Below are 10,976 nucleotides of genomic sequence, written 5' to 3'. Positions count from 1 at the left end.
GTCGTCGGCCCGACGCCGACACGCTCGCCAACCACGCGCGTCGAGAGCCCAGCCTCAAGGCTCAACCTCACAATCTCGCGCACATGGCGCATGATAACCCTCCTCGTCGGCATCCAATTCTCCAAGCTGATTCCAGCCGGAGAAATGACCCAACGATCAGGCCTCACACCATCCGAAACTGCGCGCGATCAAATCGGAATGCTGCGCGGAGAATGCTCGGAATGCTGCGCGCGATCATTTCGGAACCCTGCGCGCCATCAACTCGGTACGGTGCGCACCATCATCTCGGAATCCGCAGGAATGACCGTTCCAACCGCCTGGGCTTGCGTGAAGACGCCGTTTGCCGAGAGGGCAAAGCCGGGAGCGGGCGAGCCGTCGACGTTCGGCGACAAGCAGCATTCGATCGTTCAGCGCCTGCTTCGGTCCTTCCGGCGCAGGGCGGCGGAGACGGTCATCGCATCCATGCCTGCGCAACCAACAACGGACATGCGGCCCGGGCCTGTGGACGGCGCTGCGTGTGATGAGCACTCCGCCCCGCCCACAGGCCCTTCTAGGCAGCCGGCCTCGACACCGATGCCAGTCTGGGTGTCCAGTCCACGATCCATCATCTGCCCCGGGTAACATTCCTTCCCGAGGCAATACGTAGAGCCAAATTTGAACGCCGATTGACATTCGAACGCAAGGTGAGATTAGCTTAACTCGGTGTCCATCAGACCGGCAGCAGCTCATATCGACAAGCCGCATCTTGATGTGAGCCCGCGCAGCGCTCGCGATAAATCCCGATCAGGGGCAAACCCGCTTATACTACGCTCGCATCCACCTATACCAATGTGTAATCGAGCTAACCACAGGGATGATTGGCAGGAAGCGCGGGCGCAATCATTATGGCCTTATATTGTTCAGATAATTCGAGGGGGCTATGTACACCCAAGTTTACTCCCTGTTCGGGGAGGCGCAGGAACGCACAACTGAAGGTGGTTCACCTACCCTATATTCCAGTTTGATCGATGACCTGAGTCAGTTGAATTTCGCAGACGCAGATGACCGTCGAGCATTCCCTCCGACCCTACACAGCATATTAGCAAGGCATGGACTGTTCGGGCTCACTACACCAGCAGAGCACGGCGGATTAGCTCTTCCCTTGCAAGAGGCCATCGACCTCATCTCCGCCACTGCATCCTTCGATGTCTCGGCTGCCTCTACCCTCGTCATCCATAACTTCCTGGCCTTGCCCTGCATCGAAGCGGCACCGCACATCCCTGAACAAAGGCATGTCGTGTGGGGTGCAACACGCGGCGAGCTTTGCGCTTTCGCTTTGACAGAGCCTGGAGCTGGCTCTGCCCCGCGGCATATAGAGGCTTCGGCTTTCATGCACGAAGATAGAGTTCGCATCTCTGGCCGCAAAATTTGGATCGGCCTCGCTGACTGGGCTCGTTGGATCGTTTGCTTTGCGCGGGCCTCTGGTCCCGATGCGAAAGGTCGGTTAGTTGGTGTACTAGTTGATAGGCAGGCTCCGGGCTTAAAGGTCACGCACGAGCATCGCACACTCGGTCTACGTGGCATTATTCAAAATACTCTGGAGTTCCAGGATGTCGAGGTGCCGAGCGCTTACGTGCTCTCTCGCGATCAAGACGGCTGGGGAGCAGCGGCATCTAGTATGAACCGCGGACGTATCGGTGTGGCTGCTATGGGTCTTGGAGCCCTTGAGCGCGCTATCCAGGTCGCAGCCTCATATGCAAGCCATCGTCGACTGGGTAAGTTGCGCATGATTGAGAACAGCTATATCGAGCATTTATTTGAGCAGATGGTACTCCGGCGGGAAGTAGTGAAGGCAATGCTGGGTGCATCCTGCCGACTTGTCTCAGCGCAGGGCGCGCCCAACGTCCACCTTGCGTCGGCAACGAAGGTTTTGTCGTCGGAGTGGTGCGGCCTCGTCGCTGATCAATGCGTCCAACTGTTAGGTGGCCGTGGTTACGATGAGGGAACGCCTGTAGCTAAAATCTATCGAGACGCTCGCATTCTCCGCATCTTCGAAGGTCCGACTGAGACGCTCCTATCACATCTCGGCCGCTGCCTTCTCTCTAGAGCCACGCGTGACGAAATAGCCGATCTTTTTCTGTCTCTTGGTGCGGCGTCAGTCCATGCTGCTGCAATTGAGGAACTCTCTGGGCTCAATGAGACAGACGGTGCCGTGCTAATCTATGCGGGTTGGCTCACCACGCTAGGACTGGCACAAGCTGTCATGTCTGCTGATTGCTTCTCCGCCTCAGATTGTGCCGCAGCCGCGGCTGACCTAGTCAGTTCCGAATTAGCAACTCTCCGTACTCGCGCGCCGGCACGGCTGTCTTTCGAAGGCCGCAGTCGCGCTAGTCGGACTCTGAATACCTTCCTTCAAGCCGCAGCTTCTTCCATCCGCTCACCAGTCGTCACAGACGATTACCTCAAATTGGTGCAGTATGTCTGACATCCTAGTCAGGTGAATCTAAAGTTCGCCACAAAAAGTCCGCTGGGCTTTGTGGCAGAAGCGTTTGACGGAAGCCAAGATCTGGTCTGCGGACTTGGTCCATTTGAAGGGCTTCGGGTTTTTGTTGTGCAGGTCGATGAAGGTTCGGATGTCGGCCTCGAGTTGCCTGACGGAGGTGTGGACACCTCGCTGGATCTGTTTTCTGGTGAGTTCAGCGAACCAGCGCTCGACCTGATTGATCCATGACGCGGAAGTCGGCGTAAAATGGACATGATAGTGCGGCCGGCGGGCGAGCCGCGCTTTGATCTTGGGTGTCTTGTGGGTAGCGTAGTTATCCATGACGATATGGACATCGAGGCCTCCAGGAACCTGAGCATCGATCTCTTTCAAAAACTTCAAGAACTCGACCGCCCGGTGACGCTTGTAGCATTTGCCGATGACGAACCCCGAGGCGACGTCGAGCGCGGCGAACAGCGAGGTCGTGCCATGCCGCACATAGCTGTGCGTACGACGTTCCGGCACGCCAGGCATCATCGGCAAGACCGGTTGCTCGCGATCGAGTGCCTGAATCTGGCTTTTCTCGTCGATGCTGAGGACAAGGGCTCGGTTCGGTGGGGATAGGAAGGCCGACGATATCGCGCAGCTTTGTCGACGAACAGCGGATCGCTTGACAGCTTGAACGTCTGGCTACGGTGCGGCTGCAAGCCGAACGCCGACCACATTCGGCGGATCGTGGTGTGGGAAAAGCCAGTTTTCGCATCCATTGAGCGGATCGACCAGTGCGTCGCGTCGACCGGCGTCGTACGCAGCGTCCGCTCGATCACGGCGGCAACCTGATCGTCGTTAATGGTGCGAGGGCGGCCAGGGCGGGCCTCGTCAAGCAGGCCATCGCAGCGATCCGTCAAAAATCGGCGGCGCCACTTGCCTGGGAGTTTCAGAGCCGCGGCACGCTGCTCCGCGCGTTCTACTACACGGCGATCATCGAGGATCAGGAGTATTCGTCGATCCGGCCGCTGATCGACTGGCTCGGCTACACCGTCGTCACCAAGGCCACGAAAGAGTTCATCGACGCCAGCGGCCGCCGCAAGGTGAAGGGCAACATGGACGTCGAGCTCGCGGTCGATGCGATGGAACTCGCCGAACATATCGACCAGATGGTGCTGCTTTCCGGCGACGGCGATTTCCGGTCACTGGTCGAGGCCGTGCAGCGGCGCGGCGTCCGGGTGACGGTGGTCTCGACCATCGCGAGCCAACCGCCGATGATCGCCGACGAACTTCGGCGACAGGCGGACGAATTTATCGACCCAGCACTGTTGAAGCCGAAGCTGGGTCGCGATCCGTCCGAACGGTTAGGCCCACGTCAGGTGCCGGCCCGCGATCCAGCCGGCGCGGAATAACGAATGATGATTTTGGGCATTTGCGCGCCCACGCCTGGGATCGACGCGCAGTATCCAAGCATGCGCGCGAAATCTGTGACGATCCAAACCCGTGGTAGTTGTAGTGAGGTCAATAATTTGCCAAATGTGGAGGCGGGATGTCGAGAGACGCCTTGGCGTGGTCGACTTTAGGTAGTCGGCAGCGTCGGCATCATGGCTGCTTCCAGCGCGCAAATGCGTCTGGATACCATCCTGCGATCTTCTGAGGTTACCGTGGTTCACACGACCAACTGACGATCCAAAAGAACTGTAACGCGGTACATCATGGACGAATCCCTGGACCTGGCGGCCCGGGGTTCCCGATTTGAAGGACGGGTCACCAGAATGAGCAGATCAGCCGCAAAGAAGATGAAACAGCGCAGTGCTGGCAAATCCGACATCGAGTTGGGCAAGCGGATTCGCCTGCGGCGTGTGGAACAGAAGATCTCCCAGACCGAACTCGGCGACAAGCTCGGCGTCAGCTTCCAGCAGGTCCAGAAGTACGAGAAGGGCGTCAACCGCGTCGGCGCTGCCCGTCTTCAGCAGATCGCCAACGCGCTCGACGTGCCGGTCACCTTCTTCTACGACGGCGACAACAAGGCGCGCGAGGTCGAGAGCCTGCTGTTCCTGGACAGCGCCTTCAGCCTGCGGTTGCTGCGCGCCTACAGCAAGATCAAGGACCAGACCGTGCAACGTCAGCTGGTGTCCTTTATGGAATCGATTGCCGCCAACGAGGACTGAGCGGCGGCGCCAGTCAGGTCGCGGCTCCGCGGACGCGCTCGACCAGCCCGAGCGGATCGGCCGGTAGCCGGTCGCCGCGCCATGCGGTCTGCTGGTCCGGTCGGGAAACTATCAAAGCGCTGCCATCGTAGATGGCGGTGCCTAAATTAGCGCGCCTGCAGGCACCTCCGAGCGGCACGCTCCAATACAAGGCAGATCAAGCGACCGCTCGCAAATGCCCTCGTATCCACGTTAATTCGGTTGGGAAGTACCTCAGGCTTTTCGACTGGTGTGTGCCCGTGAATGACGATCTTGCCACAGTCCGTTTTACTGTTTGTGTATCGGCGTCGGGACTCCATATGTGGACGGCCCCCTCCTCGCAAGCCTGTCGTTGCAGTGATTTGATCAGATCGATTGCGTCCATATGTCCGGCCTGTTGGGGGCGCTCGCACCGGAACGCTGGCCAAGATGGTTTCCGCAACGCGAGTTCCAGACACGCCGGCGACCTTTGCGGCCAGTGGGGTCCACGGAGTATCTCGCGTCTAGGATCGATTGATCACACCATCTGCTCGTTACCTTGCAAGTTCTGACATCGGCTCAGCACGGTTGCAGTTAGGTTGCTCCCCGTGTCGGGCTGATTCTTACGCCGTGGCCGGCGAAGCAATAGGCGCGGATGTCGCCGCGTAGGTTTCGCCTGTGACCATCAGTTTCCATGCGATGCGGGCCAACTTGTTTGCCAACGCTACGGCAGCCAGCTTCGGCGGCTTGCGCTTGAGAAGGTCGATGAGCCAGGGCGACGCGCGTCCGTTGCAGCCAACGGCATGCCTGATTACCGCGGTCGCCCCCGACACCAGCACGGCGCGCAAAGCTTCATCGCCGGCCCGCGTGATGACGCCGAGCTTGACCTTGCCGGCCGTAGAATGGTCCTTCGGCGTCAATCCGATCCATGCCGCGAACTGACGCCCTGACCGGAATAGCTCCGGCGCCGGGGTCTTCATCATCAGCAACGCCGCGCCGATCGGGCCGATGCCAGGGATCTTGGCAAGACGTCGGCTGCATTCGTCAGCCTTGTGCCAGGCCATGAGTTTGGCGGAGATCTCGGCGATTTGCTCCTCAAGCTGAGCATACTCTTCGGCTTGGGTCGCGAACAGTTCGCGCGCCAGGTCGGGCACGCTCTCATCGGCTTGAATGCGTTCGAGCAGCGGGCGAAGGTTCGCCACCCCAACCGCGGCAGTGACCCCGAATTCGGCGGCATAGCCGCGGATGGCGTTGGACGCTGCGTGCGATTGCGGATAAGCCGGTCGCGCAGGCCGACCAGCATCAGGGCTGCTTGCTGTTCGGCCGTCTTAATCGGCACGAAACGCATCGTTGGCCGACTCATCGCCTCGCATAGCGCCTCGGCATCGGCCATATCATTCTTGCCACGCTTTACATACGGCTTAACCACTTGAGCCGGCATCAGCCTCACCGTATGGCCGAATGACCGCAAGAGCCGCGCCCAATGGTGGGAAGCGCCGCAGGCTTCGATTCCCACTACCGTCGGCGCAAGCTTCTCGAAAAACGCGACCATCTCCTTACGCCTCAGCTTCTTGCGCAACACCACCGTCTCGGCCGCGTTCACCCCGTGAAGTTGGAAGAAACGTTTCGACGTATCCATCCCAATTCGGCTAATCTGTTCCACCGGCGGTCCCCTTTCAATGAGATCTGCAACGACCCCATTCTGGCACACGCGATGCCGTCGGGGGCCGTCCACACCAACACGCCGATACACAGCCAACATCAGGAAGGACTGCCCCATCTCGGCCAACAGCGCGATTTTGCTCGGATTTCAGCTCAGCACGGGATACGGGGACAGGGTCGACTTGTAAATTGGCAGTGACTAACGCCGATATGGCTTATCGATATGGGACTGAGCTGCCGATTTCCTTCGGCTGCCCGTCGGAATGACCTACGGCGTGAGTATATGATGGCTTCTCTTGATCTTATCGACTTTCTGGCGGGGGCAAATGAAAACCTTGGCATCGAATTCAAGGCATGGATGGACACAAGGAACCATGAGGCCCGGGCGAAGCTTGCCCGGCATATTGCCGCGCTCGCAAATCATGGTGGTGGATATTTGATCTTTGGAGTGGACGACAAGACAAGGAAGCCTCTCGGCGCGACTGAGCTCGATCTCGCTCTATTCGGCCAAGACGCGATTTCGAGCATCGTCAAAAAGTATCTTGAACCGCGAGTTCAGGTCCTAGTCGAGCACATAGAACACGAAGGAGTGACGTATCCTGTCGTCGTGGTCCCCTCGCACGGCGCGCGCCCTGTTGTTGCGGTTGCCGACGGTCCGCAGGACGACCGCGGTCGACCGGTCGGTGTATCCCTCGGAACGATTTACATCAGGATGGCAGGGCCAGAGAGCGCGCCGATCCGAAGCGCCGACGATTGGAACACACTTTTCGATCGCTGCCTTTCTCATCGGAGCGACCTGCTAGGCAAAGTCCTCCGGCGATCGCTTGCTCATCAGGCGAGACCTGATCAGAAGGTGATCGCTCTCCTACAAGCCATCCTTGATGACACGGCTCAGGACTTCACCGCACAGACGCAGCTCTTGGCCGGTAAGGTTGAACCCAAGCATCGCGATGACATTATCCGAGCGGGCACGAATTACTCTGCTCTCGGATATGCACTCGTCGACAGCGAAGGAGATCCTGTCGAGATTTCCAATCCGCGCTCAGTGAACGACCGTGCCTCGGTCGAAATGCACCGATACGCGCACTATGGCCGGGGCTCATTCTTGCCCCTGAACGTGCCTGAGCGAGCTCCCCAAGTTCGAATGTCCACGCTTGCCGGGCAAGAGGTCACGTATCTTGAAGGAATGCGGGTCGAGAACACCGACCTGATCAGCAGCGCTTTCGACTACTGGCGGATTTATGAATGCGGAATCGGTGTGAGCGTCGAATCGTTCCGCGACGATTGGCGGCGCGAGGGTGAGAAGGCCCCACCGCACCTCACGCTGTCTTCGATACTGATCACGATTCACTCGCTGCTCGCTCATGCTCGCCTCGTCGGGCAAGAAATTCCGGGTGTCGCCCAAGTGGTGGTTCGAATGGAATGGCGCGGCCTGAAAGGCCGCATGCTGGCATGGGACCGCTTTCGGCATGCAGCCGGCGGCGGGGCACTGGCCGATGACCACTTTGCGAGGAACGTTATGATTGAGTGGGCGACCTTGCGTGACAATTACTTTGAAGCACTGCGTCGGGTGGTGCTTCCGTTCCTCCGTACCTTTGGGACCGGCGGCTGGTTTGATCCAGACGGGTGGCTGACGCGGGAAGCCGTTGAGGCGCAATTCGCTCAGCAAAGGATGAACACGATCCGACTGTTTGACGAAGACTGACCACGCTGATGCCTCGGATCCAGTAGCATATCGAACCACAGCGTACCCCACCGAACTTCGTCGAAGGCAGCCTAAATTGCTCCGAAGGCAGATGCCAAACCAATTGGTGGAAAAGAGGGTTTGGAAGAGGCCGGAAAGACAAGGACTTGTGAGATCGGCGCTGGGCGATCCAATCGAAGAAAATTTCACGTAAGCACTGCGTAAGCAGTGAGACGGGTAATTTCGGAAGCGATTGGATAGACACGCGTAACCGTGTAGAGGGCCGAGCGGCGATCGCTCTCGCAAGACGAATGTTCCCGACGTGAGCCGAATCCATTGACCTGCGCGGGTCGCTCGGAGTAGGCGGCAATAAGAGATGCGCCCGTAACTCAGCTGGATAGAGCGCCACCCTCCGAAGGTGGAGGTCACACGTTTGAATCGTGTCGGGCGCGCCACTTCGGTACAAACTGGGCAATCCAAAACCTGCCGTTTTTGCGTTTGATGCGGCGACGAGCGTGCGTAGGAGCACGCTTCTGGGCCCCATGATGCGACCTTCTTTCGCATCGACTTCGATGCACTGGGCGAGCGCATCCAGGTGGTCGCGGCGGTAGCCACCGCGGTTAGTCCGCATCCGCCTGAGGGGCTGCCTGGCGAATGTTTTGAGCGCCTGGGCGTGACGCTCGGACTGAGCCGTCCGATCGCGTCCTCGGCCCCGCTCTGCATCAGTGCGGACCAGATTGCGGATTGCCATTCCGTCGTCCTTGATCCGCACCAAGCCTCTTCCGCTGTCGCAGAGTTCCATCGTTCAACGCGCGGCGATCACCGCGTCAAGAGCTTCGCGTCCAACATGTCATCTGAGGTACCATCTTCTACCTTGTCCTTGCGTTTAAAGCGCGTCAGCAGCCCGAAGGCCGCCTCATAGAGCGCGCGTCGCGCGTCAACGGGCATCGACAATTCCAGCGTGCGTACGCTCGTACGGGCTTTGTGGAGCGAGCAGGTGAAAGTGCTCGCTGTGAATTTCGCGTTGTCTGAAGGACCTGCTGTTATTTGATCTAGCTAAACGAGCGAATGATCCAGCTTACTTGGTAGACAAGACCTAACGCCACGAACAAACCGTGGAACCGCTTATCGCTGACGACGATTGCGACGAGGCACAGCGCGATGTAGACCATGTTCCGTATCGGATATTCGAGCCCGAACGAAGCGAAGTAGGCCGGGCTCTTGATCGCCGTGTCGACCAAGTCCGCGGCGTAGAGGACTGCAAGAATGCCAAAAAACCAGCCCCGTCTGGAGATGAAGTAGTCTTCGTATCCGGTGTATTCCTCCATCGAGGTCGGAAACAGAACGGCGCAGAGAAAAAAGAACAGGCTGCAGAAGACGAGTAGAAAGAAATAGGTTGGGAAGTCGATGCTGGCGACCTCTCTGAGGCGGAATTCCCACCACCAGAGATGAATGACGAAAAGAAACATCGACAGCACCCATCCTATGTGAATCCAGAAAATCTTAACTTTGATTGGATGTTGAACGAATGTCGCGAGGCCGTTGAGCAGTCGTGCAAGGCTGAGACTGAGCACCATGGCCACGATGAAGCGGATATGGGCGTAGATGTCGGGATGGATGTGCTGCATGGCGATCAATTTCCTCAACGGCCTGTAGCGGACCGCTCAACCGCAGCGACCGGATCAGAGCGCTCTTTTCCGCGATGACGACGTCCCTCGTCATATGAACTATGAGGAAGCAAAGCGGCATGCTGGATCACAAATCTTTATCGATATTCACGAGCATATTACCTGCAACCGACAGTTGATTACCGTTACCCTCTAGGCGGCTGTGCAATTGGAGACCGCGACGAAGTGAGTCATTTCGCAACGACCTGCGCTGCTCACCGAGATGTGAAGGATGGTTGAGCGGGAGGTCGGCCCTACACGTTTCATGCGCTCCAGCATTGCAGGGAGGCACGATGGCGGAGGGGAAGTTAGCGGGCGCGCTGAACGAATTCGGCGGCCACGAAACACACGGCGTCTCTCGTCTACCCAGCAGCCGGCTTCACGCCGCCAGTGACGGTCTCGGCAGGACGTGCCTCTATGCGTCCGTTCATACCACGACGTCCTACGACGGTTTCTTCGCCGGACGCCCTGACGAGACGTCGAGGACGCGCCTCCACTCTGCTAGGCTGTAGTCCTCGATGTTGACCGCGGGGCCGGTAATGCCTGCGGCATTGACCAGCACATCGATACGGCCGAAACGCCCGAGAAGGCGCGCCATCGCCTCGTTCACCGCGGCTTCACTGGTGAGATCGATCCACTCGTCGGCACCGTCAGCCAGGTCCCAGATGATCACGGATGCGCCGGCGGAGACCAGCCGTGCGCGAACCGCCTGGCCGATACCTCCGTAGCCACCTGCGATGACGGCGATACGCGCTGAGAAATCGAGGCTAGTCATGCTGTTGCTCTTCCTTCTGCGGCCTTGGCGACAATCCGGCGAGCCGCGGCAAGGGCGCACGCCGGCCCCATTCCTCCGCGCCAAGCTCGGGCAGCCACTCGTCATTCGGGATTTCCAGGCTGAGCGGCAGATCTTCCGGTAATGCATGCACCAAGCCGCGGAGATCGATGCCGCCGTCCCCCGGAAGAAGCCGGGCGCCTCTCGCGGTGTGAATGAGTGCCTCATGGGTTGCGGGAATGCCCGCCGGCGCGTCACAGAGTTGAGCATAGCTGAGGAGGTGCCGGGGCAGGCTTGCGATGTCGTTAAGTGTTGTGGCCGAGCGCGCAGCATGCAGCGCGTCCACCAGCACGCGCCCGTTCGGCTCTCCGGCGTTGGTCGCGATGCGTAGAGCGGCCTTCGCGTTCTTCACCGCGGTCCACGGCATAAATTCAAGATCCGCAGTAAGGCCGTAAGGCGCAGCCGCACGGCAGAATTTCGCAAACGAGTCGGTCAGGCGCGCTTCGTCCGGATCATCTCCGGCAACGAGGATCGCGCGCGCCTTCAGCTTGCCCGCGGTTTCGAGAAAGGAGGC

At 59.1% G+C, this 10,976-nt stretch carries 8 protein-coding genes, 1 tRNA gene and 3 pseudogenes; 5 read left to right on the top strand and 7 right to left on the bottom strand.

All coding sequences use genetic code 11. The features are described 5' to 3' along the window. Positions 1 to 919: 919 nt before the first annotated feature. Entirely contained in the window at positions 920 to 2,464 is a 1,545-nt protein-coding gene (locus J6497_RS37260; protein ID WP_225709162.1) for an acyl-CoA dehydrogenase family protein, read from the top strand. An 18-nt stretch (positions 2,465 to 2,482) separates the two neighbouring features. On the opposite strand, the pseudogene J6497_RS37255 reads toward J6497_RS37260, so the two are convergent. Further along, positions 2,483 to 3,390, bottom strand: a pseudogene (locus tag J6497_RS37255) (IS630 family transposase); the annotation flags it as partial. Here J6497_RS37255 and J6497_RS37250 point away from each other — a divergent pair. Then, entirely contained in the window at positions 3,298 to 3,861 is a 564-nt protein-coding gene (locus tag J6497_RS37250) for a LabA-like NYN domain-containing protein (protein ID WP_225709168.1), read from the top strand. The pseudogene J6497_RS37255 and the gene J6497_RS37250 sit on opposite strands and share 93 nt — an antisense overlap. A gap of 363 nt (positions 3,862 to 4,224) precedes the next feature. After that, on the top strand, positions 4,225 to 4,620 hold the full coding sequence (locus tag J6497_RS37245) for a helix-turn-helix domain-containing protein (RefSeq protein WP_225709167.1): 396 nt from the start codon (positions 4,225 to 4,227) through the stop codon (positions 4,618 to 4,620). 146 nt (positions 4,621 to 4,766) lie between these two features. Here the strand turns inward: J6497_RS37245 and J6497_RS37240 are convergent. Then, positions 4,767 to 4,913 (bottom strand): annotated as a pseudogene (locus tag J6497_RS37240) (serine/threonine protein phosphatase); the annotation flags it as partial. A 327-nt stretch (positions 4,914 to 5,240) separates the two neighbouring features. Further along, positions 5,241 to 6,280, bottom strand: a pseudogene (locus tag J6497_RS37235) (IS110 family RNA-guided transposase). 285 nt (positions 6,281 to 6,565) lie between these two features. On the opposite strand from J6497_RS37235, the gene J6497_RS37230 reads away from it, so the two are divergent. Together J6497_RS37230 and J6497_RS37225 are read left to right on the top strand one after the other, a co-directional pair. Beyond that, a complete protein-coding gene (locus J6497_RS37230; RefSeq protein ID WP_225709161.1) occupies positions 6,566 to 7,984 on the top strand; it encodes an AlbA family DNA-binding domain-containing protein in 1,419 nt (472 codons plus the stop codon). A 357-nt stretch (positions 7,985 to 8,341) separates the two neighbouring features. After that, positions 8,342 to 8,418, top strand: a tRNA-Arg gene (locus J6497_RS37225). A gap of 364 nt (positions 8,419 to 8,782) precedes the next feature. On the opposite strand, the gene J6497_RS41405 is transcribed toward J6497_RS37225, so the two are convergent. The 4 genes from J6497_RS41405 to J6497_RS37210 form a co-directional block, all read right to left on the bottom strand. Further along, positions 8,783 to 8,911, bottom strand: coding sequence for a hypothetical protein (locus J6497_RS41405; RefSeq protein WP_283845841.1), 129 nt, complete (start codon positions 8,909 to 8,911; stop codon positions 8,783 to 8,785). 104 nt (positions 8,912 to 9,015) lie between these two features. Then, entirely contained in the window at positions 9,016 to 9,591 is a 576-nt protein-coding gene (locus J6497_RS37220) for a hypothetical protein (RefSeq protein WP_225709160.1), read from the bottom strand. 481 nt (positions 9,592 to 10,072) lie between these two features. Beyond that, positions 10,073 to 10,405 carry an SDR family NAD(P)-dependent oxidoreductase gene (locus J6497_RS37215; RefSeq protein WP_225709159.1) on the bottom strand — a complete coding sequence of 111 codons (333 nt, stop codon included), beginning with the start codon at positions 10,403 to 10,405 and terminating at the stop codon, positions 10,073 to 10,075. Then, entirely contained in the window at positions 10,398 to 10,934 is a 537-nt protein-coding gene (locus tag J6497_RS37210) for a sugar phosphate isomerase/epimerase family protein (RefSeq protein ID WP_312010438.1), read from the bottom strand. Before J6497_RS37210 ends, J6497_RS37215 begins: the two co-directional genes overlap by 8 nt. Between the last annotated feature and the right edge of the window lie 42 nt (positions 10,935 to 10,976).

Source organism: Bradyrhizobium cenepequi (assembly GCF_020329485.1).
Taxonomy (GTDB): Bacteria; Pseudomonadota; Alphaproteobacteria; order Rhizobiales; family Xanthobacteraceae; genus Bradyrhizobium; species Bradyrhizobium cenepequi.
The sequence above is the reverse complement of the archived record's forward strand: the minus strand, read 5'-3'. Positions and strand labels throughout refer to the sequence as shown.

Excerpts from the sequence above, each read along its gene's own strand:
- J6497_RS37215 (WP_225709159.1), bottom strand. The coding sequence starts at position 10,405 with ATGACTAGCCTCGATTTCTCAGCGCGTATCGCCGTCATCGCAGGTGGC.
- J6497_RS37220 (WP_225709160.1), bottom strand. The coding sequence starts at position 9,591 with ATGCAGCACATCCATCCCGACATCTACGCCCATATCCGCTTCATCGTG.
- J6497_RS37245 (WP_225709167.1), top strand. The coding sequence starts at position 4,225 with ATGAGCAGATCAGCCGCAAAGAAGATGAAACAGCGCAGTGCTGGCAAA.
- J6497_RS41405 (WP_283845841.1), bottom strand. The coding sequence starts at position 8,911 with ATGCCCGTTGACGCGCGACGCGCGCTCTATGAGGCGGCCTTCGGGCTG.
- J6497_RS37260 (WP_225709162.1), top strand. The coding sequence starts at position 920 with ATGTACACCCAAGTTTACTCCCTGTTCGGGGAGGCGCAGGAACGCACA.
- J6497_RS37230 (WP_225709161.1), top strand. The coding sequence starts at position 6,566 with ATGGCTTCTCTTGATCTTATCGACTTTCTGGCGGGGGCAAATGAAAAC.